Here is a 26,511-nt window from a genome sequence, read left to right as displayed (position 1 = left end):
CTTGCGGAAGCGTCAGATTCTCTTTTCCCAGCGGTCCGGTTCCGCATAGCGGGGGAGCGAGCTACCGGGGGCAGTTCCTGGCAGATACGGTGCCAAGCGGTAGTCGAAGCGTCCGGCATATACAAGGACCAAGCCGATCTGGGGTTGGATGACTTTCACTTGGATGTGGTGCTTGCGCTCCGCGCTGTCCCACCACTGCTCAGCGTAGGCACGCGCATCAAGTGCGTTCGGCAACGGAATTCGCAAGGGGCCCAGGAATAGTCTGCTTGCTTTGGACACGCCACGAAGGCGGCCCTCCGAGGTAACGCTGACATCCAGGTCAGTCACCAGGCGACGGTAACGCCCCACATGGTCCACCAAGCGGGCATTTCGATGGTCGGAGCCAGTCAGGACGGCGCTCGTCGTATCGTGGAACAACCGTGTGCCCGAGGGAAAATAGATCTCCCGGCGGGCCGTCAGGGCCGGTCGTCCGAAAGGATCCAGGTGGGCGTGGTTTTCGATCCGGAACGGAATGCCCTCACCATATTCGGGGAAGAAAGCCTCCTCGCTCCCCGTCAGTGCGAGCAGAGGCCTCAACCACTTTTGCCGGCACCCCACAACGTCAAAGACTCCTTCACCGATTCCATACGATCCCGAACCGGCAGCCAACGAAAAATACTCCTGGAGCTCCGGGGTTAGCCGGCTGAATTCGTCACCGAGTGCCAGCTGGTAGATGGGGGTATTCATTGCGGTCCTTCCTTGTAACTGAAACTGAACCTGGGCCTAAAGCCTTCCGGCTGCTTTGAGCCGGATGTAGGCGTCAGCGAGCAGGGGAGGAACATCGTGAGGTTCGGCATCCACCACTTCGGCTCCGAGTTGCCGGAGTTGGGCGGTCACCGCGGAACGCTCCAACAGTGCGCGTTCGGCGGCGGCTGCTCGGAAAACCTGGCTGGCAGTGGTTCTTTCTTCTTTCATGGCAGAAAGCAGGGGATCCCGAACCGAGGCCACCACCACAACGTGTTGGCGCGACAATTGCGCCACAGTGGGGAGGAGTCCCTCTTCGGGGGCACCGCCGTCGAGCGCCGTCAAAAGAACCACCATGGACCGGTGCGCCGACACGGCCCGTACCTGCGCTGGAATCTGCTGCCAATCGAGTTCGATCAGTTCAGCTTCCAAGGGGGCCATGGCTTGGACGAGTTGACCCAGCAGATTGCCTTTTGAGGCCGATTCCACGCGAGCGCGGAGTCGTCGATCATAGGCGAGGAAGTCCACGCGATCGCCTCCGCGCTCGGCCAGCACTCCGAGCAGCAGCGCCGCCTCAATTCCGGTATCGAGCCGGGGTTCATCCTCGATCCGGGCAGCTGCTGTGCGTGAAGTATCAAGCACGATGACCACACGCCGGTCGCGCTCCGGGCGCCACGTCCTTACCACCACTGAAGTCCGCCGCGCCGTGGCTCGCCAGTCGATAGATCGGACATCGTCACCGCGGACGTAGTCGCGCAGTGAATCGAATTCGGTGCCGGCCCCACGGATCTGCACGGCGGCCCTGCCGTCCAGCTCCCTGAGCTTCCGGAGTTTGGAAGGGAGGTGACGCTTTGAATGGAACGGGGGGAGGACCCGCAGCTGGCCAGGTAGTGCGCGGGTCCGTTGCCTTGCGGCCAAACCCATGGGGCCAAACGATCGGATGGTCACGTGAGGGCTCTTGAGGTCGCCGCGACGCCGAGGAACCAGGGTCACTGTCAGGCGGCGACGCTCGCCGGAGGGGACTACCAAGGACTGTGAAGAGTTCAAGGCGCCGGCGGAGGGCTGCCACGTGTCTTTTACCTCGGCACGCAACTTGCGCCGCGTGCCATTGGTGATAGTGACATCGGTGTCCACCTTGCCCTCAAGCGTCACGTTTCCAGGTTGCGTGCGTTCCAAGGCAAGCTTCGCGGGCGAGGCTGCGGAGACAAGATCCATAACCAGCAGGAGCAGCAGGCCCAAGGCCACGAACAGGACGGTGCTCCACGCAGGAAAAACCACCAAGGGGGCCAAACTTAGAAGGGCCAGCAACACGAAACGACCCGTAATGGCCACTCAAACCTCCTCAGCCGGTGCTTGGCCCGGGATCACCGTGGCACCGGGACGGACGCCAGGATACTGCCCAGGACGTCGTCCACTTGGATGCCGTCCATTTGAGCCTCCGGACGCAGACCCACCCTGTGCCGCAGGCAAGGCAAAGACAAAGCCTTGACATCATCCGGAGTCACGAAAGACCTGCCGGACAACCATGCCCATGCTTTGGAAGTGTTGAGCAGTGCGGTGGCCCCACGTGGAGAAACGCCTAGTTGGAAAGAAGGAGCAGAACGGGTGGCGCGAACCACGTCAACTATGTACGCGAGGATTTCCGGAGCTACGGCCACTTGCGCCACAGCCGCTTGAGCGTTGGAAAGCTCGACGGCGCCCGCTACAGGCCGTACGCCGGCTGCAGACAGGTTCCGGGGATCAAAGCCGCTGGCGTGACGGCGGATGACCTCGATCTCCTCTGCCCGTCCAGGTAGTGGCATGGTCAGCTTGAGGAGGAACCGGTCCAGTTGTGCCTCCGGCAAGGGATAGGTGCCTTCATACTCCACCGGGTTCTGGGTTGCCGCCACAATGAACGGGCTCGGAAGGGGGCGGGACACACCATCCACCGAAACCTGGCGTTCCTCCATCGCTTCCAGGAGCGAGGCCTGGGTTTTGGGCGGAGTCCGGTTTATCTCATCGGCAAGCATGATGTTGGTGAAAACCGGGCCCTCACGGAAAGTGAACTCAGACGTATGAGAGTCATAAACCAGTGACCCCGTGACGTCGCCGGGCATGAGGTCCGGAGTGAACTGGACGCGCTTTGTGTCCAGGCTCAGCGCGGTGGACAAAGCCCTGACCAAAAGGGTCTTGGCCACGCCGGGTACACCTTCCAGGAGGACATGTCCGCCACAGAGAAGGGCGATGAGCATACCCGTTACGGTGGGGTCCTGACCGACCACGGCCTTGCCCACCTCTGTCCTGACATTCAGCAGTGACTGCCGCGCCGGATCCTCAGCGGGCCGGCGATGTCCGTTGTCTGCGGGCCCAGTTCCCTGAGGCGCACCCTGGTGGGTAGCGTTCCGCGGGCTGGCGTCTTGCAGGCTGGCGCCCTGTTGCGATGGATCGGGCTGCAGTCCATCCGGGCGGGGCGTCATACCTCCTGCGGAGTGGCTGTTGCTGTCCGTGTAGCTGTTTGGCTGGCTGCTCATCGGGCGGTCGCCTCCTGTTCGATTCGTTCAATCTGTTGTGCCCATTGCACCAGTTGTCCTTCGCTTTCCGGCATGAAGTCGATCAAGACAAATCGGACTTCCTGGGCGGATTGCGCCGCGTGGCGGGCTGTTGCGTCGACTATTGCCTCAGGGGTGGTGTCGGCGCCGAGGTTGAAGTGCCGGGCCAACCGTGACAGGGTGCCTGCCCTCAAGTTGTCGGCTGCCCGTCCCACAGCCCGCGAATCCTGGTAAAGGCGTGCCCGGCCTTCTGCTGTTTCGACAGCCTTGACCACCACGGGGAGCGGCTCGAATACGAGAGGGCCCATGCGCCGGCCCCGCCAAGCGATGGCCAACAGGGCTACCAAGCCCAGCCACGGGCCAGCGAAGGCCAGCCATCGCGGCGCCAGCTCGTTCAGAGTGGGGTTTGAATTGGAGGCGGAGATGTCACCGACGCCCGGGATGTACCACACGAGGTCCGCGTTGTTTCCCAAGGTACGCAGGGCGAGGGCAGCATTGCCCTCCAAGGCGAGGTGTTGATTGTCCAGAAGTTCCCTGCTGCCCAGGACAATAACCCGCCCATCGGCCGATGCCGCGTACAAGCCCGGTCCGTCGTCGCGGGTGGGATAGCAAACCACGGGTCCTGAATAGACGGAACCCTGGGCGGACACCCTGCCCGCTGCCCTTGCGTCTTCCTGTTCACAGCCGGGCTCGATGACCTGCGTTGCTTCTGGAACCACACCGCCGGGCCGGATCCCCTGGTTGAGGGCGTTAAGTGTCCTCAGCCGTGGAGTAACCACCACAACACGATCGGCTGCGGCAGTGATCTCCTCCAGTTGGGACCGGTCAAGGAAGCCCTGCGCGTCATAGAGGAAGACCGTGGTTTTGTCATTTGCTGACAGCACATCCAAAGTGTCTTCGTACGTGTCTGTCGGAGTAACGGATACGCCTTGGCGTGAGAGGATTTCGGCTGCGGCCATGGCTCCATCCGGTGCTGGATTCCGTGCGGAGAGACGCCGGGAATCCGTCGCGGCGGAGACACTGTTGACGGCCAGGAAAGTGACCAAGCCGGCTAGAAGGGTGCCCAGGGCAATCCACACCAGGTGTTTCCGGAACCAGGCGTTGAAACGCTGACCCGCGGAAACTCCTTCGGAAGCGACATTGTCTGCACCCACGGCACTGCCTTCCAACGTGGTACTCATCGTGGTACCGCGAATCCGGCGTGGGCTTGTCCCGTGAAGTCGGGCTTCAGATCAAGAAGATCAGCATCCAGTTGGCGGACGGACTCATAGTCCGCCCGTGTTGCGGCCTGTTCGCCGTACCGCACGGCGTCGAAAACACCGGCAGCGGCGAGCAGCCTCACTTGTGCCGCACCAAAAACCTCGCCCAGTTGACCGGCTGCTTCGTCTGCCGTCCTGCCCGCTCGAGCATCAATGATGTCCCGTTCTTCGGCCGATCGGACAAGAGCGCGAAATTGATCGACGACGGCGGCTGGCCAGTTGCCGCCGTCGGCTGCAGTTGCTGCCCTCCTCCGGTATCCCTCGGCATCGACGCTCTGGTCTTCTCCATAGAGATCGCCGGGTTCTTCCGTTCTCCGGGCGTTGAGCCTTGGCCTGATGACCACGATGGCAGCAATGATGAGGGCTAAAGCCAAAACCACAATCAACGGGAGAGCAAGGTTGGGCCCGGTACCCGGTCCGTCACCTTCCAAGGATGCCAACCAGTCAAGGAAATCGCGCCACAACTGGTCCAGCCAGCCGGGCCTTGCATCCGGATACCGGGGGTTCGATAGCTCCTCGGCAGCCCAACGCCGTGCTTCGTCACGGTCAGGTTCCACCGGCGGTTCCCTGAAAGCCGGCGGTGCAATGCCTATCGCGGTGACCCTCATGCGGGAGGCCGCTGCCCGGGGGGAGCAGAAGGAAACTGCCCGCCATCAGCTGGCCAGGTGGTGTTTCGGGTCAAGGTGGATGGACTGCCGGGAATACCGTCAGGATCGGAACCTGTTTCCATGATCCGCATCAATTCAACATCCAGGCCATCGCGACGCATCCGAAGATCCATGTAGATCAAGCTCGACACGGACGCTTGAAAGGCGAATGTCACGGACCCCACCAACGCCCCGATCGCTGTTGAGATCACAGTGGTCAAAACCAACGTGGAGGTCATCGAGTCGGGATCAGGATGGGGAGCAACTACGCCACCAATGGCAGCAGAGGCCAAGGACACGGGAATTTGCACAATCTGGGCGATGATTCCCACCATGATGGCTACCACCAGGGTGATGCCGAAGATGCGCCACCAATTGTTCTTGGTCAATCTCCAGGATCGGAGCAATCCTTGGAAAACGCCGGTCTGCTCCACCACGATGGCTGCGGGAGCCAGCATCAACTTCAGGCCGACCCAAACGAACGCCACAAAGGAACCAAGCCCCAGTGGCAGGACAATAAGCAGGGCGGCGGGCCCCATGGCAGTGAACAACAAGATCGCGAGCCCGATCACTGCGGCAGCTGCGAGGAGGCCGCCAAGCGTCAGCAGCGCGGCAACGCCGAGGAGCGGCAGGATTCTCGGGCCCGCCAGCTTCCACATTTGCTTGAAGCCTGTCCGGCGGTTGAGAACCGAGCGGGAGACCGGGACAACCAGAACTCCTTGGAGGACAGCACCCAGGAAACCGATCAGCACGGAAACGCCCAGGGTGCCGGCCATGAAAGCGAGGAACGGGCCCATCGCATCGGCCAACTCTGCTTCTGAACTGACAGATTCAAGGGAAGTCGACAGTTGGAACATCCCAACGGTGACGATGCCGATGAAGACTGCTCCGATGGCTTGTACGATCAGCGCGGAGCCAAACATGGAGGCAGCATTGCGGCGGATTGTTTGGAAGGAACCATCAAGAATCTCGCCGAACTGCAGCGGACGCAGGGGAATGACTCCGGGCTTTGGGGGAGCGACATAGAGAGGCTGCCCATACGGAGGCCCCGGAGGCCATCCCGGAGCAGCTTGGCGTGGATGGTTCTGCCCGCTGCTCTGCGGTGGCGCCCATCCCGGAGGGCCTCCCCACTGCGGCTGGTTTCCCCACTGTGGTTGACTTCCCCACTGTGGCTGGTTTCCCCATGCGGACTGATCGCCCGGCGGCGGATTCTGGCCGTGCTCTGGTTGTGACACGATTCCCTCCCCATAAGATCCGGCCCGCCGACTCCCGACGTCCCCCACACGGACCTTCGCACCCAGCCTATAGTCCCGCCGTCGTCCCTCATAGCCTGCAGCCCATGCTGCCGCCAGGGGCGTGGTAGCGGCAGGTGCAGTACGGTGGAAGTTGCCTTGGGGGCGCCATGCCGTGCGCCGCGCCCAACGGGACAAAGACTTGGTGATAAGGGAATATATAACTATGAAGGCACGCATTCTGGTAGTTGACGACGACGAAGCACTTGCAGAGATGATTGGAATCGTCCTGCGCAACGATGGCTTCGAGCCGGTGTTCTGCGCAGACGGCGGCCAAGCTTTGGAGGTCTTCCGGTCCTCAAAGCCGGACCTGGTGCTGTTGGACCTGATGTTGCCGGGCTCCGATGGCATTGAAGTCTGTCGGCAGATCCGTGGCGAATCGGACGTCCCCATCGTCATGCTTACCGCCAAGTCCGATACTTCAGACGTCGTTCGCGGGCTTGAGTCCGGCGCCGATGATTATGTGCCCAAGCCCTTCAAGCCCGCTGAACTTGTAGCACGAGTCCGGGCCAGGTTGCGGCCGGGCGATCAGAAGGCCCCCGAAACCCTGCGTATCGCAGACGTGACCATCGACGTCGCAGGTCACTTGGTGACCCGTGGCGGAGAGCGGATCTCCCTGACGCCCCTGGAATTCGACCTCCTGGTTGCGCTGGCACGCAAGCCGTGGCAAGTATTCACCCGCGAATTGCTCCTCGAGCAGGTGTGGGGATACCGCCATGCCGCTGACACGCGACTGGTCAACGTGCACGTCCAGCGCCTGCGCTCAAAAATCGAACGCGATCCGGAAGCGCCCGAGGTCGTTTTGACGGTGCGTGGTGTCGGATATAAAGCAGGTTCCTGAGTCCCCGGTCGGCAAGACCGGCGAGGCAGGCGGGGGTCTGGGTCCCAAAGCTCCCGATCTGGCCGGTGTCCAACAGGTGACCCCGGCAGATTCGGCGACCCCTGAGCAAGCCGCTGCGTCCGCTGAGCCAGCCGCTGCGTCCGCTGAGCAACCCGCTCGGGAGGCCAGGGACCTTTCATGGCTACTGTCCCGGGCGCGGATCTGGACACGGCGCGGATTGATCCTGGTCCTTCGAGTTTCGCGACTCGTCTCCATTGGCGTGCGGCAAATAAGACCAGGGCTGCGCTTCGTTTGGCGTTCCTTGTTGAGGCGCTGGCGGCGGTCCTTGGAGTTCCGTACAGTCCTGACCACACTGCTGCTCGCTGTGACGTCGTTCGCGATTGTGGGCGCATACTTGTCCAACCAAATCGCCAACAACCTCTTCCAGGAGAGGCTGGCACAAGCGGAATCCGAGTCGCGCTTTAACGTCAAGCAAGTCCAGGACACGTTCGACGGCGCCCAAGTCACCGACCAGTCAAGCGTCATCACCTTGGTTTATGACACCTTGACAGCCGTGGAAGGCCGGGGCTCGGTCATCCAACGCAGATATGTCTTCGAAGCTGCTCCGGAACAAACCAAACCACGTAACCGCTGGGTGGAATCGCGCGCTTCGGACCAGCTGACGGTTCGCGTCATTCCCCCAGAGCTGCGTAAGGCCGTTCAAAGCGGCGGAAAGCAGCAGTTTTGGGCCTCCACGCAGTTCCCGGTTGGGAACGAGGACCGGCCCGGTATCGCCGTGGGAAACATGGTCACCTTCAACGGAACGGCTTACGAGCTATACCTGATCTACGACCTCAATACTGCCCAACAGACACTGGACGAGATCCAGAATGTCCTGTGGGCAGGCGGTGCGGCTCTGGTCCTCATGATTGGTGCCATTGCCTGGTACGTGACCCGTAACGTCGTCAGTCCGGTCAGCCATGCTGCCGTCGTATCGGAGAAGCTTGCTGCAGGTCAACTACAAGAACGAATGGTTGTTAAGGGAGAAGACGAAGTCGCCAGACTGGGCGCTTCCTTCAACCATATGGCTGCAAGCCTCCAGGAACAGATCACCCAATTGGCCACGTTGTCGCAGATGCAACAACGCTTTGTCTCTGATGTGTCCCACGAACTGCGTACCCCGCTCACCACGGTTCGCATGGCGGCCGAAGTCCTGTTCGATGCGCGGGACGATTTCGACCCCATGAACAAGAGATCGGCGGAATTGCTGTACCACCAGGTTGAGCGCTTTCAGTCGCTGCTTTCCGACCTGCTGGAGATTTCACGATTTGACGCCGGCGCCGCCGTCCTGGATGCAGAACCGCAAGACATTTTCCAGGTGATCTCGCACGTTATGGAAGGTGCGGCACCGGTGGCAGCGGAGTATGGTTCCGAAGTCCGGCTGAACGCCCGACAGAAGAGCATCATCGTGGAGATGGACTCGCGTAGGATCGACCGCATTCTCCGCAACCTGCTGCTCAATGCACTCGAACATGGCGAGGGCAAGCCTGTCCATATATCTGTCGCGGCCAACCATGAAGCAGTAGCGGTGTCAGTAAGGGACCACGGCATCGGAATGACCCATGCTGAGGCGGCCAGAGTTTTCGACCGCTTCTGGCGGGCAGATCCAGCACGAGCCAGGACCACGGGAGGAAGTGGTTTGGGCCTTTCCATCGCAGCCGAGGACACCAAGCTCCATAACGGCTGGCTTCAGGCTTGGGGCCGAAAGGGTTCCGGTTCCAACTTCCGATTGACGCTTCCGCTGCGGCAAGGAGGCACCATCGTGAAGTCTCCGCTTCAGCTGGAACCTGCGGACATAGGATTCCCTGGGGCGGCAATCGAACGGCAAATGCTGGTTCTGGGCCAGGAATCCGGCGACGTTCCGCAGCCGACTCCATCTGTGGGCGTGAAGCTTGAGCCTGACGACGGTGGAACGGGGGAGAAGTCGTGAGGACGTTGCGTCCCGGGCGTACGAGGGCAGTCGTCGCGCTGCTGGTTGTGCTGATGGTCATGCTGGCTTCCTGCGCCCAGATTCCCCGCTCCGGCCCCGTCGGTAAAAGCAAAGACGAAGGCGCCGGTAACCCCAACGCGCCGGTATTTTTCCCCGCTGCACCGCGGGCCGGTTCCAGTCCTGAGACTGTGATTGAGGATTTCTACATGGCTGGCAGCGGCTACGAGGATGACTATCCTGTGGCTCGTCAGTACCTGACGCAAGCTCAGTCTGTGACGTGGAAGCCGGACAAGCGTGCGATCGTTTTTCGCGAGGCACAGGTAGTCAAAGCAGCGGGCGAGAACGAATACCTCTACGAACTCGATCTCGCATATTCGGTGGATGCAGACGGCGTTGCCACCCAGTTCCCTCCGGGTACCAAAGAGACCATTCCGCTAACGCTCGAGCAGGTTGAAGGAGAATGGCGGATCTCGAAGGTGCCCGATGGCACCGCCATCCCCGAGGAGACGTTCAAGGTTATCTATGGGGCAAACCCCATCTACTTCTATGACCCGACGTTCACCTATGCTGTACCGGACTACCGGTGGTTCATTAAGAAGAACACAGTCAAGTCCATGACCAGCGCCCTGCTGGCCGGTCCCGCCCCCTACCTGCGGGGGGCAGTGGTCAGTGCTTTCCCATCGGGAATGAAGCTCGCCCGCGAATCTGTTCCGGTTGTCTCTGGTGCAGCGCAGGTAGACCTCTCCGCCAAGGAGCTTTTCGAGGCCTCTGCGGAGGACCGTCAGAGGATGCAAAACCAGTTGGCACTGACCTTCCGTAGCCAGCCCGATGTCATCAACGTTCAACTTCGCGCCGATCAGGACCTGGTACGGGTGGAAGACAACGGTACGGTTCTGCCTCCGGTGCTGGACAAGAGCGTTCCTGCCCGCCAGATCGCAGTAAACAACGGCGATCTGGTGCGTTACGAGAACAACAGAATTACTCCGCTGCCGGACATTCAGTCTGTGGCTGGTCTGGGACCGCACTCGCCTGCTGAGTCGCCGGTGTCCCAAACAGCGGCTTTCCTCAACGGCGATAAAACCACGCTTTACTCCATCGAACCGGGGCAACCTGCGCGACAACTAACCACCAGGAGTACCCTCACTGGTCCTTCCTTCAGCCCGAACGATTGGGTGTGGACAGCAGGTCCTGGTGCCAACGGGGCAGCCGAAGTTGTGGCTTACAAGCCCACAGGCACAGCTCCTGGTACCGGCGTTCCCAGCGTCACTATGACGCCGGCCTGGCTAACGGGACGAACAGTCAAGGACTTCAGGGTCTCCCGGGAGGGGACCAGGGCGCTGGTCATTTCCGAAGTAAACGGTAAGTCCGCTGTACAGATTACGGGCATAGTCCGTAACCCGGACGGCGTTCCGAAGGACCTCACGCTTCCCATCACACTGCTGAGCAATACAGCCGCCGATCAAGGCGCCTGGGTCAATGGTTCCACGGTGGCCGTGATGTCCGGTTCGGCCACTTCGACGGTGGTTCCGGAGCTGCTGTCACTGGCATCGGGTGAACCGCAGGAGTTGGCACCGTGGGACGGTTTGACCAGCCTCAGCGTTGGAAACGGAGCAGAGCAGATTTACGGTCAGTCTGCTGCCGGTATCTTCCAACGCGTCGGAAACGGCTGGGAGCTTCAGCTAAAGGGACCCACAGAACCGGCATTTCCAGGCTGACCGCTGTTTGTCAGGGGCTCCGGTCCATGGATTCAACCCGATTGTTATGCACATAGCGTGCTGTGTGTCTTCTCAGGTAACGACCAGGCGGTAAAGCTGAAGAGTGACCTTTACAGTCCCCAGCTCATGGTTCCTTACACAGCAGACCCGGCAAGATGTCGACCCTGACCTGAACCCGGTTGAACCTGACAGGGCTCGACGCCGCGCCACTGACCAACGGAGAACCGGCCGACTCATCGCCGCGTTGCAGGCGGCCTGGGTTGACCTTCTGACCGTGCTGATTCCCGTGGACTGTGTCTGCTGTGAAAAGGAAGACGCAGTACTTTGCGGAAGTTGCGCAAGGAAGGTCCGTCAGCTGTGCAAGCAGCCGTTCCGGGCCGAGCAGGAGTCGCCGGCTTTGGTTGACGTCGACGGCACGGCAAAGACTGAAGTGGTAGCAGCGGGGGCATACCGGGATGAGCTGGCGCGGTGCCTCCTCTCTTTCAAGCACCACGGTCAGTGGCGGCTTGCGGCTGTTCTGGCTCCTTGCCTTGGCAAAGCCGTGCAGACTGCCATCGGTGGCCGCTCCGGTTATTGCCTTGTCCCCGTTCCCAGCAGCGGTAAGGCCTACCGCCGGCGCGGATTCAGTCCCCTGCATCTCCTGCTCTTTTTCATTCGCGTGCGCCGGATACTGCCGTTTTGCCCAATCCTTGACGTGCTGGAGAGGCGGGGGGAGCCGCCAGTGATGACGGCGCGCCCTCGAGCCGTCCTGGAGGTGGCAGCCCGGCTTTTTGGGGAGGTATCAGGACGTACCCCTGTGGAACGTGCAGGCGGTGGCCAAAAGGGGCTGGGAAGAGGCGAACGTGCTCGCCGGGTCCGGGGATCCATGAGGATACGCGCAGGCAGAGGCAAGGAACTGAGGGGACGGAGATGCATCCTCGTTGACGATGTTCTCACCACCGGGGCAACCCTTGCTGAGGCAGCGCGGGCGGTCACTCTTGCCGGCGGCGTAGTCTCCGGCGCTGTTGTGCTCGCGGCCACGAGGCCACCAGCCTACGCCTCCGTCGCTGCTGGGGACCACCCGACGCAGTGATTAAGACTCAATCAAAAATTAAGTGGCTAAAGGATGAATAACGGGTGCCGATGAACTAACGTCGGTTGTGGGTACCAAGAACAGATGTACCTGTCGATAGCGGCTCGGAAAGGGGCTCGACTGTCCGTCAGACAAGCCCCCAACAGCGTCGTTGTCGTGTCACCTGAGTTATTGGAGGGCACCATGGAGTTCATGATCAGCGGACGAAATCTGACAGTTTCTGACCGCTTTCGCGAATATGCCGGCGAAAAAATCTCAAAGATTGAATCGCTGGGGGATAAGGTCCAGCGGGTTGACGCCAAGGTTTCCAAGGAAACCAATCCCAGGCAGACGCCTGGCGAACTCACCGTTGAAGTGACTGTCCTGGGCCGAGGCCCCGTTATCCGTGCCGAAGCCACAGCCGCTGACAAGTTTGCTGCCTTCGATCTCGCGTACAACAAGCTGCTTGAGAGGCTTCGTCGTGCGAAGGACCGCAAGAAGGTGCACCACGGCCGCCACACGCCTAAGGCTGTGCGGGAAGCCACGGCAACACTTGAGCCAGCCAGTGCGAGTGAGCCGCTTTATGTAGAGGCAAGCAACCACCAGGAGTCCGCGCCGCAGGCAGATGAGCGGTCACCCTATGACATTGAGAACGATATTCCGGCCGGTGACTCTCCCGTCTTGATCCGCCGGAAAGTTTTCCCCGCAGCATCGCTGACCCTTGATGACGCTGTGGACAACATGGAGCTCGTCGGGCACAACTTCTACCTGTTCCTGGACAAGGAGACCAACGCGCCGTCGGTCGTTTATCGGCGCAGTGGCTGGACCTACGGTGTCATCACGCTCGACTCCACATGCGAGCCCGGCGAGGAAGCCGTGGAAGAAAAGATCCACGCCTACCGCTCCAATGATCAGGCCGCAACGGCCAAGTAAAGCCTCAACCTAAGCACGAAGGGACTTCAGTGACCGCTTCGCTGAGCCTGTCACAGGCAAGGCGGATCGCATTGGCAGCTCAAGGATTGGCAAAGGTCCGGCCCACCGGCCCCGTGACTTCACGGGCTGTGGGCCGGACCTTTGCCCAACTACAGCTTGTCCAGATCGATTCAGTTAACGTGGTGGCTCGGAGCCACTACCTTCCGTTCTTTTCCAGATTAGGTAACTACGATCGCCTCATCCTCCAGTCGATGGCAGGCCGCAACCCACGCAAAATGATGGAGTATTGGGCACACGAGGCAAGTTTTATCCGCCCGGAGCACTTTTATGACTTGCTCATATGGCAAAAGCGGGCCTGGGTGGGAGCCCATGGCCTGGATCCGGCCGTACGTCAGGATATGGAGGATCGAATTTTGGACGCCCTCACCGTAGGACGCCCGATGACAGCATCCGAACTGACTGTAAAGCTCGGACACGATGAAGGCCCGGAACGTGATAATTGGGGCTGGAACTGGAACATCGTCAAGCGCGTCCTGGAGCACCTCTTCGAAGAAGGACGGATATCCGCTGCTTCTCGAACATCGCAATTTGAACGCAAATACACCCTGACCTCACGGGTAATTCCACCACACGTGACTCCGTCCGACGTCGACGCCGAAGCGTCCATTGATCGTCTGATGGAAGCAGCCGCCCAAGCCCACGGCATTGGTACGGTGAGGTGCTTCTCCGACTACTTCCGGACACCCCTGAAAGCAGGTGCAGACTCTGTACGGCGGTTGGTCCGGGCAGGCCGCCTTGAGCCTGTTGTGGTCCGGGGATGGGACAGGGAAACCTACAAACATGTTGACGCCAAGCTGCCTCGAAAGGCCGCGGCCCGGGCGCTTCTGAGTCCGTTCGATTCTTTGGTCTTCGAAAGACGGCGACTCGAGGAGCTGTTCGGATTCCACTACCGGATTGAGATCTACACCCCAGCCGCCAAACGACGGTTTGGCTACTATGTTCTTCCATTCCTGCTCAGGGATGCCATCGTCGCCAGAGTGGACCTTAAAGCGGACCGCGCATCCGGTCAGCTCCTGGTGCGCTCCGCTTTTGGTGAGATGAACGCGCCGGTGGACACCGCCGTCGAACTTGCCCAGGAACTTAGGCTCATGGCTACATGGCTCGGCCTTCAGGGAGTGGTGGTGTGGCCAGTGGGGGACATTGCCGGACCGCTTTCCGAGGCGGTGGCAGAAGGTCATGTTGCGTCCGAACAACGCCTCCAACCGGGCAGTCCGCTCAGAGGGGAACGCGGCAACGTGGCGCTGGTCTCTCCCGTAGACTGAAACAGCCAGAATTCGGCAGCATGAGACTGGGAGCAATTTCACGTGGCATCACTAATCGAAAAACTTCTCCGCACGGGTGACAAAAAGACACTCAAGACACTGCGGAACTATGCCGATTCCATCAATGCCCTGGAAGACACTTTCAAGTCCTTCTCGGACGCTGAAATCCGCGAGGAAACGGACCGGCTAAGGTCCCGCCACCAAGATGGCGAATCCTTGGAAGCCCTCCTCCCGGAAGCCTTCGCCGCTGTGCGCGAAGCCTCGTCCAGGACCTTGGGGATGCGGCATTTCGACGTGCAGCTCATGGGTGGCGCTGCGCTGCACCTGGGCAACATCGCGGAAATGAAGACGGGTGAAGGCAAGACCCTTGTTGCTACAGCGCCTGCGTACCTTAACGCTCTTTCGGGCAAGGGTGTCCACGTTGTCACGGTGAACGACTACCTTGCTGAGTACCAGTCCGAACTCATGGGCCGCGTCTACAGGTTCCTTGGTCTTTCCAGCGGTTGCATCTTGTCCAACCAGGACCCCACCGTACGCCGGGAACAGTACGCCGCAGATATTACGTACGGCACCAACAACGAATTTGGCTTCGATTACCTGCGCGACAACATGGCTTGGGACGCGAGCGAGCTCGTCCAGCGCGGCCACAACTTCGCGATCGTGGATGAGGTTGACTCCATCCTGATCGATGAAGCGCGTACTCCATTGATCATTTCCGGTCCCGCGCAAGGCGACACCAACCGGTGGTACAGCGAATTTGCCAAAGTCGTCCTTCGTTTGCAGCCTGACGTCGACTATGAAGTCGATGAGAAGAAGCGGACCGTGGGCGTGCTGGAGGCCGGTATTGAAAAGGTAGAGGACTACCTCGGAATACAAAACCTTTACGAATCTGCCAACACCCCGCTGATTGGCTTCCTCAACAATGCCATCAAGGCCAAAGAACTGTTCAAGCGGGACAAAGACTACGTCATTCTCGACGGCGAGGTCCTGATCGTTGACGAGCACACCGGCCGCATCCTTGCCGGGCGGCGCTACAACGAAGGCATGCACCAGGCTATTGAGGCCAAAGAAAACGTCGAGATCAAGGCGGAGAACCAGACTCTCGCCACGGTGACGCTGCAGAATTACTTCCGCATGTATTCGAAACTGGCCGGCATGACCGGTACGGCCGAGACTGAAGCTGCGGAGTTCATGAGCACCTACAAGCTCGGTGTCGTGCCCATTCCAACTAACCGGGACATGCAGCGTATCGACCAGCCGGACCTCGTCTACAAGAATGAGGTGGTTAAGTTCGATGCTGTTGTTCAGGACATCGCGGAACGTCACGAGAACGGCCAGCCTGTGCTGGTGGGTACCACTAGCGTCGAAAAGAGTGAGTACCTCTCCAAGCTCTTGGCCAAAGAAGGTATCCGGCACGAAGTACTGAACGCCAAGAACCACGCACGGGAGGCGTCCATCGTTGCCCAAGCCGGGCGAAAGGGCGCGGTCACAGTAGCAACCAACATGGCGGGCCGCGGTACTGACATCATGCTTGGCGGCAACGCCGAATTTACTGCCATTGCCGAACTTGCCAAGCGCGGCCTTGATCCTGAGGAAAACTCCGAAGAGTACGAGGCCGCGTGGCCGGCGGCGCTTGCCGCGGCCAAGCAGGCGGTCAAGGACGAGCATGAAGAAGTTCTGGACCTTGGCGGACTTTATGTGCTTGGAACCGAGCGCCACGAATCCCGCCGGATCGACAACCAGTTGCGTGGACGTTCCGGACGGCAAGGCGACCCCGGCGAATCCCGGTTCTACCTCTCTCTGACAGATGACCTCATGAGGTTGTTCAACTCAGGTGCGGCCGAACGTCTGATGAACAGTTCGGTGCCTGACGATGTTGCCCTTGAGTCGAAGCTGGTTTCCCGTGCCATCGCATCTGCGCAAGGCCAGGTAGAGGGCCGCAACGCCGAGCAGCGTAAGAACGTACTCAAGTACGATGACGTCCTCAACCGTCAGCGTGAAGCCATTTATGGCGACCGTCGTCGGATCCTTGAAGGCGATGACCTGCACGAAAAAGTCCAGTACTTCCTGGAAGACACCATCAACGCACTTATTGACGCCGCCACCTCTGAGGGATCGGGCGATGACTGGGACTACAACCAGCTGTGGGCGAATCTCAAGACGTTGTACCCGGCAACAGTGACTGCCCAGGAAATCATTGACGAAGCCGGCGGTAAGTCCAGGGTCACTGCGGAATTCCTGAAGGAGGAGATCCTCTCTGATGCCCGGCTCGTTTACCAGGCACGGGAAGAGGCAATCGGCTCTGAGAGCATGCGTGAGCTCGAGCGCCGGGTTGTGCTCTCGGTCCTTGGACGCAAGTGGCAGGAACACCTCTACGAGATGGATTATCTCAAGGAGGGCATTGGTCTTCGTGCAATGGCCCAACGTGATCCCTTGGTGGAATACCAGCGCGAGGGGTTCGTGATGTTCCAAAGCATGATGGAAGCCATCCGTGAGGAGAGCATCGGTTTCCTCTACAACCTCGAAGTTGAGGTAACACCCGCCGAAGACGTGGTGGTGGCGGACGATTCTGCCGCCGGCGCACACACCGAGCATCACGACCCGCAAATCCGTGCGGCAGGCCTCCAAGCGCCGGAAAAGCCGGCGCAGCTACAGTACACCGCGCCAGGTGAAGACGGAGCAACCCAGACACGCATTGAGGGCCGGACTTCAGGCCGCTCCGGCAATCCTGCGAAAGCGGCCACCCAGGACCAGCGCAAGCAGGCCAAAAAGAAGCGTCGCTGAACCGGTCTCCTAACGCGCTAATGAAAAGGGTGAACCCTGGATTATGGTCCAGGGTTCACCCTTTTTGTCCGCCTCGAAGCAGTTTCTTCCGTTGAGTTTATCCAATTTCCAGTGCGGTAACCTGCCAAACTCCGTCCAGCCGCTCCAGCCTCATGGCTACGGCGCGGCAGCGTTGCTCTTCCGCCACTACGATGCTTGCCTCGCAAATGGATTCGGATATTGAACAGACCCGGACAGAGCGGACCATGGGGCTCAAGTGCGGCTGCGGGTTACCCCTGGTCCTGGCTGCGTGCTTCCGTGTGAGGGCTGCTCGATGCTGGAGGGACAAGTAGCACTCCGAATCCAGTGAGCGGGAGAGTTGTTGCAGTGGACGGGTGCCGGCCAGGACCTCCAGGGCTGCCTGCGCGATGCTCCTGGCCACAAGCCGGACATCGATGTCCTGGCCACCCGGGCCGTATGTGGGGGTTGTTCGTTTTGTGCTCCGACGGCTTGCTGGTCGGTTCGCTGTTGCAACGGTCATGTCATACCTCAGGCATTCACTACATGAGCTCAGCGTGGGGACGCTTGGCTCGGTGGCTTCTGCTGGGATGACGCTAGGAATCGGCTTTGATATGTGGAGGCGCCCCTGAGCGGGCGGGTCTGTGGAAATGGCGGGCACTAGCCCTTGGCTGCTAGCCCGGTGAGGGCGGCTGCAGAACCTGTCCCGCAAGCAGCACGGCTGGGTCACTTCCGATGGTTTCGCGGTTGGCGGCATACCACCTGGGCCAGATCAGCGCGACGTCCACGTCAGTTGCGAAGGGTCCCAGCCTGGACGCTGCAATTGACCACAACGAGTCTCCATCCTTGACGACTACGCCGGGGTCGCCGGCTTGTGTCGATGAACGCGAGGACTGGCGGCTCAGAAGCCCTGGATCAACCACGGGAGGTTGAGGCTGCCAGCGTGGATCAATGGCCCGGCTGCTGGCCTTGTCGTTGTCGTCTGCGGATGCAGGGGTGGAGAAGTCGCGCTCCGCGGAAGCGGGAATCCACGCTGGCTGCGCGTGGGCCGCGTTGCCGGGAGAAGCACTATGCCAACCTGGGACAGGTGGGCGGGTATCTGCTTGAGCGACCCCTGCGCCCAGAAGGTTCAGGCTCATCACCGCCACGGCGATTCGCAACATAAAGCCAGGGCTGAACTTCGAAAGCGAGTCGGCACGCTTCCTGTGCCCTGACTGGTGCAGTAGCGACGCCAGGAAGGCGATGAACAAGGAGAGCGCCCACCAAATCACTATCGCAATCCCGGCAGCGCAAACAGCAAACCCGAGAAGGTGGTCAAAAGTTGATCTTTGGTTAAGTCGCTCAGCGGCTTCCCACTGTGCAAGGAGCAGGTTTCCTACAAGAATCAGGAGCAGTCCCAGACCAAGAACAGACGCTGCGAGGGTGGCGTCACTGCGTAATGTTCGTGCCATTCAAAGCCCCCAAGCTTCATTTGATGCAATTTGATCTAATTTGATCTTGATAGACCCATTTTGGGCACAATTGCTTCCTCTTGTCCAATCCGAGTGTTCTTGTCCCGCCAGATTGGCCGTGCTTCTTCCAGCAGCCTAGTCTGACTACATGAGATGGGACTCTCTTTTCGACGATCTGGAAGCACAATTCTCCGCAGGGCGTGCTCTGGAGCACGAATCTGAGATCACAGATCGGGCCAGGGTTGAGCTTGCGGGAATCGATCTAAGTGATCGCCTGCGGGGGGCTGCTGGTGCCGAACTCAAGATCGCACTGGCTGACGGCAACGTCATCCGAGGGGTGCTGGCTCATGCGGGTAGCGAGTGGCTGGTCCTGACGGAGGGGGCTCGACAGTGGCTGGTGCCTCACGCATCGGTGCTCTCATACCAAGGATTGGGGAGAGTGGCATTGAAGCCTTCGTCACGGATACTGCAAGGAGCGGGGATAGCTTCAGCACTGAGGGCGCTGTCACGGGACCGCTCTGAACTGGTAGTTCATCTAAAGGTGAGCACGGGAGACGGGCAAAAGCTGCATGGAGTCATAGACAGGGTGGGGCGTGACCACTTCGACCTCGCAGTTGTTCCGCACGGTGAAGTACGCCGGGCCAGCAATATAGCCGCTGTCCTGACCATCCCTTTCAGTTCATTGGCGGCGCTTTGCTCTGGGGGGAGCCAAGAATTCAGGGGTAGCGGCAATTAAGGGTGGTTAGCCTTGCTCTTGGCCTCTTCGATCATGCGGCTGGCCTCTGCGTAGCGGTCCTCGATGTACTGCTCAAGCATCTTTTCCTCAATGCGCCATTGCCCCCGCCCTCCTACCTGTATGGCCTTCAGTTCGCCGCTTCTTACCAAGGCATAGGCCTGAGGGGAATTAATTTGGAGCTGTTCGGCGACATCCGCAAGAGTCAGGAATCGGGGCATGGCTTCATTTTGCCACTGTTGTTGGCTTTTGGTGTAGTTATCCACAGTTTCGGCCTGTTTGAGGCCAATGACTTTGGACCTGTGGAAGGCGCCGGTAAGAATGAGGAGGCAGGTGCCGTCGGCCATGCCATAACTCAAAGCGGGGATGAGGAAAATGGGTCAGAGTGCGGACGTTGCAGCTCCAAGGCTACAGAAACCATCGTGGAAGGATCCCCGGCTGCTCATAGGCGTATTGCTGGTCTTGGGGTCTGTAGCCGGCGTCATTGCATTGCTTGGTTCAGCTGACAGGACTACGCAGGTCTACTCGGCCAAGGAAGACATAGCCGTAGGTCAGGTGGTCGCGGAAGCGGATTTATCCATTGTCAAGGTCCGCTTGGATGAGGTCGAGGCCAGTTATGTCACAGTCGAACACGGCCTCGCTGAGGGGAAGGTTGCGCTGCAGCGGGTGGCAAAGAATCAGCTGGTCCCGCAGGCAAGCCTGGGTGCTGCCGATGCCGTCGATCGTAAACCGGTGGCCATTGCCATGGAGGAAGAGCTGCCCTCGCAGGCCGTTCCAGGCGCCAGAGTTGATGTCTGGATTGCAATGCCGGGTTCGAACGATGCGTTTGAGGAACCGCGGCTACTTCTGCCCAGTGCAGAAATAGCCGGAATGACCAGCGGCTCTTCTACGTTGGGTGCTGCGAAAACAACCGTGGTGATGGTGCTGGTAACTGATGAGCAAATGCCAAAATTGTTGGGTGCCCAAGCAAACAAAGCCAAGGTGTCGGTCGTTTGGAATCCTGCGGGCGTGGTTCGGTGAGCATTCCTGTCGTTACCGTTGGTTCCGCACAGGAAGTCGTAGTCGGCGGGTTGGAACGCCTGCACGGACCGGTAACAGTGGTGCGCCGTTGTTCAGAGCTTGCTGAACTGATTGCTGCTTGCCAAAGCGGTCTCGCAGTAGCGGCAGTGGTAGCTGAAGGTTCCGAGGAACTCACCACCACGCTGGTTGATCGCCTGGGAGCAGTCGGCGTCTCCATCGTCGCCTTGACGGATGATCCCGCTGAGGCCAAACGCCTGCACTCCATCGGCGCCCTGCCAGCTTCGACTGGCATTGATGCCGCAGAGCTCGCGGCCAAAATAGCGGAGGCTGTGGGTCGCGAAGGTCCACGGAGCCGGCCTTGGGTTGGTAGGGACGCAGGATTCGCAGATCCAGGGGCGGGTGCGCTTTTGGAGCCTGCAGCGGAATACATCGACGACACACCAGAGGGGTCGGGTCAGATAACTGCTGTTTGGGGACCGGTCGGTGCACCTGGCAGGACTCTTCTTGCGGTCAACATAGCGGCGGAGCTGGCCGCGGCCGGCGAGTCCGTCATCCTCGTCGATGCTGATAGTTATGGGGCCAGTGTGTCGGCGATGCTTGGGCTACTGGACGAGTCTGCGGGTTTGGCCCAGGCCTGCAGGCTGGCGGACCAGGGCTTGCTCGATGTTGAGGCACTTAAGTCGGCGGCCATACCTGTTTACATGAAAGCCGGGACTTTTCGGGTTCTCACGGGAACTACCAGGGCAGACCGGTGGACGGAATTGAGGGCGGGGGCCGTCTCGATGGTCCTCGAAAGGGCAAGGCAGGTGGCGGACCATGTGGTGGTGGATGCGGGTTTTTGCCTTGAAGCCGATGAAGAGCTCAGTTTTGACACAATGGCTCCGCGGCGGAATGCCGCCACGCTTCGCAGTTTGGAAATGGCTGATGTTGTGTTCGCCGTAGGAGTGGCGGATGCCATTGGAGTGCCTCGATTAGTTAGGGGGCTGGCGGAGCTTGAATCCGCGGTTCCGGAGGTATCTCCCCGTGTTGTATTGAACAAGGTGAAGCGTTCGGCAGTGGGCCATTCGCCCAGACAGCAACTGGGCGACGCTTGGGATCGGTATGGTCCGGGAGTGGGCGTGGATGCCTACCTTCCGGCAGACTCCGTGGCGTGTGATGCCGCTTTGCTTGCAGGTGCAGTGCTCCTGGAAGTTGCGCCTGAATCGCCCCTGAGGATGGCTATAGCCAACTTGGTCTGTGCACCTGTACAGCGAAATCGCAATTCGTTTGGCCGAACTATCAGAGCTTTGCACCTCCTTAAGCGCTAGGCTCGCCATGTGGGCTGCAGAGTCGCAGCAATGAACATGTGATGGAGGCGTTTGTAGATGTCGTCAGGATCCAGCGTGGAGGATCGGTCCGAAGCAGCAGTTGTCCGTGAAGGGTTCTTCGGCGACTACTATGAACACCTCGCAGAGGAAGACTCGCGTGCGTATTCACCCGAACTGCTGATTGCGCGGGCAACAAAGCACAGGAACGTTGCCCAGTCCCGACGGCCCGGAAATGCCGTCGTCCAGATCGCCGTCGAACCTGAGAGAAACGTTGTATATATCGTCACGGACGATATGCCGTTCCTCGTCGACTCTGTCAATGCAGAACTTGTTCGCCAGAACTGCGCGATCCGTTTGGTGATGCACCCGTTGTTCGTGGTCACCCGTGACCGGGTGTCCGGTGAGCTGAGCGGTATTTCCAGAGTCCCGTCCAACGTTGGCATTTCCAGCGGCGACACCGCAGCGCTCCCCAGCGTGGCCCACCTCCTCGGCGATGGCGATAACGCCTCGCATATGGAGTCATGGATTGCTGTTGAAATTGACCGTGTCAGTGACGATGCACGCGAAGAGTTGATCGCAGGGCTGCAACGGGTCCTCGGCGACGTCAGGGCAGCGGTGGAGGACTGGCCCAAGATGCGCAGCAAAGCTCTCGAGCTTGCCGAGGCGTTAGGCGGCATCACGCACCCGGAGCAAGTCGCTGAACTCCGGCAGGCACAGGACCTTTTGCGGTGGCTGGATAATGGAAACTTCACTTTCCTGGGTTACCGCGAATACGACCTCGTTGACGAGAACGGCGAGGACGTTCTTCAACTCCGTGAAGACAGTGGCCTCGGCCTCCTGCGCGCCGGCGACACCACGCGTCAAGTCCAGCACCTCACGGATGCCGGCCGTAAGCGCGCGAGGGAGAAGCGTGCCTTGGTGATTACCAAGGCGAATTCGCGTTCCACTGTGCACCGGCCCGCCTACCTGGATTACATCGGAGTCAAAAGTTTCGATGCGTTGGGTAACGTTAACGGTGAACGGCGGTTCATTGGCTTGTTCGCCACCAGTGCTTACACCGGATCGGTTCGCAACATCCCGATCGTTCGGGACAAGGTGGATGCTGTCCTGCGTAACGCGGGGTTCCCCATTGACTCCCACTCGGGGAAGGATCTTTTGGGAATCCTTGAAACGTATCCCCGCGACGAACTGTTCCAGATTGAAATACCTGATCTGGCCGCCACGGCCACCGGCATCCAGCGACTCCAGGAGCGACGTCGGACTAAGCTGTTCCTGCGCCCCGACATCTACGGACGGTTCATGTCCGCCGTGGTCTACCTGCCGCGTGACCGGTACACCACCAGCGTAAGACTCCGGATCGAGCAGGAACTCCGCGAAACGTTCCACGCCGAAAGCATTGACTACGAGGCCCGGATCACTGAGTCCGCGTTGGCTCGTGTTTTCTTCAGGATCAGGCTGCCCCGCACGGCTGAACTGGCAGAAGTTGACGTGAAAGAACTGGAACAACGACTGATGCGTGCGTCCCGGTCTTGGAGCGAAGGTATCGCCGAGGTGCTCCGTGAGCACCGTTCTGCCGAGGATGCCGATGTTCTGTCTGCGCTGTGGGCCGAGGCATTTCCCGCGGGGTATCGCGTGGACTACGAAGTGGAAGACGCTCTTGAGGACATCGAACGCTTCGAGAAGTACGGTGCGGAGGCAGAGCGGGCAGGGCGGGTTACCAAGCAAATCAAGCCCGGTGTCCACGTATATCTTCCCGAAGGTGCCGGTGAGGCGTTGGAGGAGGATGCCCGGGTCAAGCTCTACCTGATGGAGCCCAAGAGCCTTAGCCAAATCCTTCCGTACTTCCACAACCTCGGCCTTGAGGTCTTGGATGAACGGCCCTTCGAGATCGAAACCTCGGATCATCGCGATTTCTTCCTTTACGACCTCGGACTCAAGTACCCTGCGGGCGTCGACCCCCTGGCTACGGGAGACCTGCTGGGCGCCTCCTTTGGTGCAGCCATCACGGGCGCTGTGGAATCAGACAACTTTGACCGGCTGGTTCTCCGTGAAGGCATCCACTGGCGTCAAGTGGTGGTACTGCGTGCCTACGCCAAGTACATGCGGCAAATGGGCAACACCAACTCCTTCGGATTCATTGCTGATACCCTCCTGGGTAATCCCGATGTTGCACGTGGGCTCAATGAGCTCTTCTCTGCGCGCTTCGACCCCACCGTTCCCGAAGGGCAGCGGGCCGAACGCCAAGCCGCAGCGCGGGCAGCGCTCGCCGAGTCGATCGAGCAGGTGGCCACGTTGGATGCAGATCGCGTTCTGCGAACCTTCGTGAACCTTATTGAGTCGACTCTGCGGACTAATTACTACCAGAACAAGGAATACGTCAGCTTCAAACTCGATCCCACGTCCATTGAGGGTCTTCCTTTCCCGCGCCCAATGTTCGAGATCTGGGTTTACTCTCCGAGAGTTGAAGGCGTGCACTTGCGCTTCGGGAAGGTAGCCCGCGGTGGCCTTCGCTGGTCTGACCGCCGGGAGGACTTCCGGACTGAGATTCTGGGCCTCGTAAAAGCGCAGACCGTCAAGAATGCGGTCATCGTCCCAACGGGTGCCAAGGGAGGTTTCTTTGCCAAGAAGCTTCCGAACCCGGCAGTAGACAGGGCTGCTTGGATGGCGGAAGGAATCGAGAGCTACAAGACTTTCATCCGAGGCCTTCTGGACATCACAGACAACCTCGTTACCTCAGCAGACGGCGAAAGGCTGGTGCCGCCGTCGGACGTTGTTCGGCACGACGACGACGATTCGTACCTTGTAGTGGCGGCGGACAAGGGCACCGCCACGTTCTCCGACACCGCCAACGGGCTTGCGGCAGAATACGGCTTCTGGCTCGGTGACGCGTTTGCCTCGGGCGGGTCAGTCGGTTATGACCACAAAGCCATGGGCATCACTGCCCGCGGAGCCTGGGAATCAGTCAAGAGGCACTTCAGTGAGCTCGACTTGGACACCCAGACTGAGGAATTTACGGTGGTTGGCGTTGGCGACATGTCTGGTGACGTCTTCGGTAACGGCATGCTGCTTTCCAGGCATATCCGGCTGTTGGCCGCCTTCGACCACCGCCACATCTTCCTTGATCCCTCACCTGATGCTGCTGCATCGTTTGCTGAGCGGCAGAGGCTATTCGAACTGCCCCGATCCTCGTGGGACGACTATGACCGTAGCCTTATCAGCGAAGGTGGCGGTGTCTATCCACGCCAGGCCAAGACCATCCCGGTCTCGGACCAAGTACGCAAGGCATTGGGCCTGCCGGATGGAACAACGCAGCTAAGCCCGCCGGAACTTCTTCGCGCGATTTTGCTGGCCCCTGCAGATCTCCTCTACAACGGCGGTATTGGCACCTATGTCAAGGCTAGTACTGAAACGCATGCTGCAGTGGGTGACAAAGCCAACGACGCCATCCGTGTGGACGGCCGGGATCTGCGGGTCAAGGTCGTGGGCGAAGGCGGAAACCTGGGATTGACGCAGCGTGGACGTATCGAGGCCGCTTTGCAAGGCGTCATTCTGAATACGGACGCAATCGATAACTCCGCCGGAGTTGACTGCTCCGACCATGAGGTCAACATCAAGATCTTTGTTGACCGGATGGTAGCGGCCGGCAAGCTTGACTCTGCGGAACGAGCCAGCTTCCTCGCCGATATGACCGATGAAGTGGGACGGCTTGTCCTACAGGACAATATCGACCAGAATATTCTGCTGCTCAACGACCGGACCCGCGTCGCGGACTGGAGCCCAAGTTACGAGCGCCTCATGGACTGGCTGGAGAAGTCTGCAGACCTCAAGCGCGATCTCGAAGCACTCCCCACCACGGAAACCCTGCGGTCGAGGTTGGAACAAGGCCAAGGACTCACGTCTCCCGAGTTGGCGGTCCTTGCTGCATACGCAAAGATCGAGCTGACCGGGGCGTTGCGGGACAGCAACCTCGCCGACGATCCGTGGTTCGCGGACACGATCCGTGAATACTTCCCGAAGCAACTGCGGGAGAAGTTCGACGCTGAGTTGGACACCCACCCGCTGCGGCGCGAGATTATCGCCACTGTGGTCGCCAACGACATCATCAATCTGGGTGGCATTACCTTCGCCTTCCGGGCCATTGAAGAAACGTCGGCAAATGAGGTGGCCGTTGCCAAGGCATTTGTGGCGCTGCGTGAAATCTACGACCTCGATCCCATGGTTGCCGAGCTGAATGCGCTTCCGGCATCTTTCCCGACCGAGCACTGGAGTGAAGTCCATTTGGACATTCGCCGGTTGCTCGACCGGGCAGTGCGCTGGGTGCTGGGCCAGGGGATGGGGTCACAGCCCATTTCGGAGGTTGTTGAATCCTTCAAGCCCATGTTGGCCCCACTGAGGGCCAAGCTTCTGGATTACCTCCGGGGAGAGGACAAGATCCGCATTTCCGGCTGGTTGGACAAAGCCCGAACCTGGGGACTGCCGGAGCATCTTGCGCACAGATGGGCCGAGCTGTTCGAGAGCTATGCTCTCTTGGACATCGCGCGGATTGCCCAAACCGGAAACGAGGGTGTCGAGGACGTCGCGCACGTCTACTACACCGTATTCAACCGCTTCCACGTGGATTCGCTGCTGGAACGGATTAGTTCCTTGCCCCGCGATGACCGCTGGCAGGCTTTGGCGCGCGCAGCTCTCCGTGATGACTTGTACTCCACGGTGGCGGATATGACGACGTCGGTCCTTGAGTCCACAGAGTCCGGCGCCTCGGCTGAAGATCGCCTGAAGGCATGGGAAGGGCAGAATGCCGAACAGTTGGGGCGTGCCAAGACGATGTTTGATGAGGTCAACGCACTCGAAGCCGACGACATGGCTTCACTGTCGGTAGCATTAAGGCTCTTGAGGTCAATCGTTCGACGCTAGGGCCTGTCCCGGCGTCGCAAATGGA

20 protein-coding genes are annotated in these 26,511 nt (G+C 60.0%); 11 read left to right on the top strand and 9 right to left on the bottom strand.

What is annotated here, in order from left to right:
- Positions 1 to 12: 12 nt before the first annotated feature.
- The 6 genes from ACIQTW_RS03745 to ACIQTW_RS03720 are packed head-to-tail and all read right to left on the bottom strand — an operon-like array spanning position 13 to position 6,080.
- On the bottom strand, positions 13 to 726 hold the full coding sequence (locus ACIQTW_RS03745) for a DUF4166 domain-containing protein (protein ID WP_402933817.1): 714 nt from the start codon (positions 724 to 726) through the stop codon (positions 13 to 15).
- A 36-nt stretch (positions 727 to 762) separates the two neighbouring features.
- Positions 763 to 2,055 carry a DUF58 domain-containing protein gene (locus ACIQTW_RS03740; RefSeq protein WP_402933814.1) on the bottom strand — a complete coding sequence of 431 codons (1,293 nt, stop codon included), beginning with the start codon at positions 2,053 to 2,055 and terminating at the stop codon, positions 763 to 765.
- A 32-nt stretch (positions 2,056 to 2,087) separates the two neighbouring features.
- Positions 2,088 to 3,233, bottom strand: coding sequence for an AAA family ATPase (locus tag ACIQTW_RS03735; protein WP_402933811.1), 1,146 nt, complete (start codon positions 3,231 to 3,233; stop codon positions 2,088 to 2,090).
- Positions 3,230 to 4,432 (bottom strand): DUF4350 domain-containing protein, encoded by a 1,203-nt coding sequence (locus ACIQTW_RS03730; RefSeq protein ID WP_402933808.1) that lies wholly within the window; start codon positions 4,430 to 4,432, stop codon positions 3,230 to 3,232. Before ACIQTW_RS03730 ends, ACIQTW_RS03735 begins: the two co-directional genes overlap by 4 nt.
- Positions 4,429 to 5,067 (bottom strand): DUF4129 domain-containing protein, encoded by a 639-nt coding sequence (locus ACIQTW_RS03725; RefSeq protein WP_402933805.1) that lies wholly within the window; start codon positions 5,065 to 5,067, stop codon positions 4,429 to 4,431. Before ACIQTW_RS03725 ends, ACIQTW_RS03730 begins: the two co-directional genes overlap by 4 nt.
- A gap of 47 nt (positions 5,068 to 5,114) precedes the next feature.
- Positions 5,115 to 6,080, bottom strand: coding sequence for a hypothetical protein (locus tag ACIQTW_RS03720; protein ID WP_402933802.1), 966 nt, complete (start codon positions 6,078 to 6,080; stop codon positions 5,115 to 5,117).
- Between the two features lie 535 nt (positions 6,081 to 6,615).
- Here ACIQTW_RS03720 and mtrA point away from each other — a divergent pair.
- From mtrA to secA, 7 genes are all read left to right on the top strand, one after another.
- The gene (gene mtrA / locus ACIQTW_RS03715; protein ID WP_014922244.1) at positions 6,616 to 7,290 is read left to right on the top strand and encodes an MtrAB system response regulator MtrA; all 675 of its coding nucleotides are present in this window, start codon (positions 6,616 to 6,618) and stop codon (positions 7,288 to 7,290) included.
- Positions 7,262 to 9,259: an MtrAB system histidine kinase MtrB gene (gene mtrB, locus ACIQTW_RS03710; RefSeq protein WP_402933799.1), complete on the top strand. Its 1,998-nt coding sequence runs from the start codon at positions 7,262 to 7,264 to the stop codon at positions 9,257 to 9,259. The genes mtrA and mtrB overlap by 29 nt, the downstream gene beginning before the upstream one ends.
- Before the next feature lie 5 nt (positions 9,260 to 9,264).
- Positions 9,265 to 10,974 (top strand): LpqB family beta-propeller domain-containing protein, encoded by a 1,710-nt coding sequence (locus ACIQTW_RS03705; RefSeq protein ID WP_402936218.1) that lies wholly within the window; start codon positions 9,265 to 9,267, stop codon positions 10,972 to 10,974.
- Between the two features lie 103 nt (positions 10,975 to 11,077).
- Positions 11,078 to 12,046 carry a ComF family protein gene (locus tag ACIQTW_RS03700; RefSeq protein WP_402933796.1) on the top strand — a complete coding sequence of 323 codons (969 nt, stop codon included), beginning with the start codon at positions 11,078 to 11,080 and terminating at the stop codon, positions 12,044 to 12,046.
- Positions 12,047 to 12,229: 183 nt separating this feature from the next.
- Entirely contained in the window at positions 12,230 to 12,958 is a 729-nt protein-coding gene (hpf, locus tag ACIQTW_RS03695) for a ribosome hibernation-promoting factor, HPF/YfiA family (RefSeq protein ID WP_402936216.1), read from the top strand.
- A 29-nt stretch (positions 12,959 to 12,987) separates the two neighbouring features.
- Entirely contained in the window at positions 12,988 to 14,280 is a 1,293-nt protein-coding gene (locus ACIQTW_RS03690) for a winged helix-turn-helix domain-containing protein (protein ID WP_402933793.1), read from the top strand.
- A 42-nt stretch (positions 14,281 to 14,322) separates the two neighbouring features.
- The gene (gene secA / locus ACIQTW_RS03685) at positions 14,323 to 17,064 is read left to right on the top strand and encodes a preprotein translocase subunit SecA (RefSeq protein WP_402933790.1); all 2,742 of its coding nucleotides are present in this window, start codon (positions 14,323 to 14,325) and stop codon (positions 17,062 to 17,064) included.
- A gap of 97 nt (positions 17,065 to 17,161) precedes the next feature.
- On the opposite strand, the gene ACIQTW_RS03680 is transcribed toward secA, so the two are convergent.
- Positions 17,162 to 17,584: an Rv3235 family protein gene (locus ACIQTW_RS03680; RefSeq protein ID WP_402933787.1), complete on the bottom strand. Its 423-nt coding sequence runs from the start codon at positions 17,582 to 17,584 to the stop codon at positions 17,162 to 17,164.
- A gap of 151 nt (positions 17,585 to 17,735) precedes the next feature.
- A complete protein-coding gene (locus ACIQTW_RS03675; protein ID WP_402933784.1) occupies positions 17,736 to 18,512 on the bottom strand; it encodes a LysM peptidoglycan-binding domain-containing protein in 777 nt (258 codons plus the stop codon).
- 148 nt (positions 18,513 to 18,660) lie between these two features.
- On the opposite strand from ACIQTW_RS03675, the gene ACIQTW_RS03670 reads away from it, so the two are divergent.
- Positions 18,661 to 19,248: a hypothetical protein gene (locus ACIQTW_RS03670; RefSeq protein WP_402933781.1), complete on the top strand. Its 588-nt coding sequence runs from the start codon at positions 18,661 to 18,663 to the stop codon at positions 19,246 to 19,248.
- On the opposite strand, the gene ACIQTW_RS03665 is transcribed toward ACIQTW_RS03670, so the two are convergent.
- On the bottom strand, positions 19,245 to 19,466 hold the full coding sequence (locus ACIQTW_RS03665; RefSeq protein WP_402936214.1) for a helix-turn-helix domain-containing protein: 222 nt from the start codon (positions 19,464 to 19,466) through the stop codon (positions 19,245 to 19,247). The genes ACIQTW_RS03670 and ACIQTW_RS03665 overlap by 4 nt on opposite strands.
- Before the next feature lie 154 nt (positions 19,467 to 19,620).
- Here ACIQTW_RS03665 and ACIQTW_RS03660 point away from each other — a divergent pair, with 154 nt between their 5' ends.
- From ACIQTW_RS03660 to ACIQTW_RS03650, 3 genes are read left to right on the top strand one after another with little or no spacing between them, the layout of a single operon-like run.
- Positions 19,621 to 20,265, top strand: coding sequence for a flagella basal body P-ring formation protein FlgA (locus ACIQTW_RS03660; RefSeq protein ID WP_402933778.1), 645 nt, complete (start codon positions 19,621 to 19,623; stop codon positions 20,263 to 20,265).
- Positions 20,262 to 21,572 carry a CpaE family protein gene (locus ACIQTW_RS03655; protein WP_402933775.1) on the top strand — a complete coding sequence of 437 codons (1,311 nt, stop codon included), beginning with the start codon at positions 20,262 to 20,264 and terminating at the stop codon, positions 21,570 to 21,572. Before ACIQTW_RS03660 ends, ACIQTW_RS03655 begins: the two co-directional genes overlap by 4 nt.
- A 57-nt stretch (positions 21,573 to 21,629) precedes the next feature.
- Entirely contained in the window at positions 21,630 to 26,486 is a 4,857-nt protein-coding gene (locus tag ACIQTW_RS03650; protein ID WP_402933772.1) for an NAD-glutamate dehydrogenase, read from the top strand.
- Positions 26,487 to 26,511 lie beyond the last annotated feature (25 nt).

The sequence above is a fragment of the Paenarthrobacter sp. NPDC090517 genome, assembly GCF_044769165.1.
Lineage (GTDB): Bacteria > Actinomycetota > Actinomycetes > Actinomycetales > Micrococcaceae > Arthrobacter.
Note: the sequence above shows the minus strand (reverse complement) of the source record. Positions and strands in the feature narration are given on the sequence as shown.

What these genes read in the sequence shown, in the direction of transcription:
- ACIQTW_RS03745 (WP_402933817.1), bottom strand. Translation starts at nt 726, where the DNA reads ATGAATACCCCCATCTACCAGCTGGCACTCGGTGACGAATTCAGCCGG.
- ACIQTW_RS03735 (WP_402933811.1), bottom strand. Translation starts at nt 3,233, where the DNA reads ATGAGCAGCCAGCCAAACAGCTACACGGACAGCAACAGCCACTCCGCA.
- ACIQTW_RS03730 (WP_402933808.1), bottom strand. Translation starts at nt 4,432, where the DNA reads ATGAGTACCACGTTGGAAGGCAGTGCCGTGGGTGCAGACAATGTCGCT.
- ACIQTW_RS03720 (WP_402933802.1), bottom strand. Translation starts at nt 6,080, where the DNA reads ATGTTTGGCTCCGCGCTGATCGTACAAGCCATCGGAGCAGTCTTCATC.
- mtrA (WP_014922244.1), top strand. Translation starts at nt 6,616, where the DNA reads ATGAAGGCACGCATTCTGGTAGTTGACGACGACGAAGCACTTGCAGAG.
- hpf (WP_402936216.1), top strand. Translation starts at nt 12,230, where the DNA reads ATGGAGTTCATGATCAGCGGACGAAATCTGACAGTTTCTGACCGCTTT.
- ACIQTW_RS03680 (WP_402933787.1), bottom strand. Translation starts at nt 17,584, where the DNA reads ATGACCGTTGCAACAGCGAACCGACCAGCAAGCCGTCGGAGCACAAAA.
- ACIQTW_RS03675 (WP_402933784.1), bottom strand. Translation starts at nt 18,512, where the DNA reads ATGGCACGAACATTACGCAGTGACGCCACCCTCGCAGCGTCTGTTCTT.
- ACIQTW_RS03670 (WP_402933781.1), top strand. Translation starts at nt 18,661, where the DNA reads ATGAGATGGGACTCTCTTTTCGACGATCTGGAAGCACAATTCTCCGCA.
- ACIQTW_RS03665 (WP_402936214.1), bottom strand. Translation starts at nt 19,466, where the DNA reads ATGCCCCGATTCCTGACTCTTGCGGATGTCGCCGAACAGCTCCAAATT.
- ACIQTW_RS03660 (WP_402933778.1), top strand. Translation starts at nt 19,621, where the DNA reads ATGGGTCAGAGTGCGGACGTTGCAGCTCCAAGGCTACAGAAACCATCG.
- ACIQTW_RS03650 (WP_402933772.1), top strand. Translation starts at nt 21,630, where the DNA reads ATGTCGTCAGGATCCAGCGTGGAGGATCGGTCCGAAGCAGCAGTTGTC.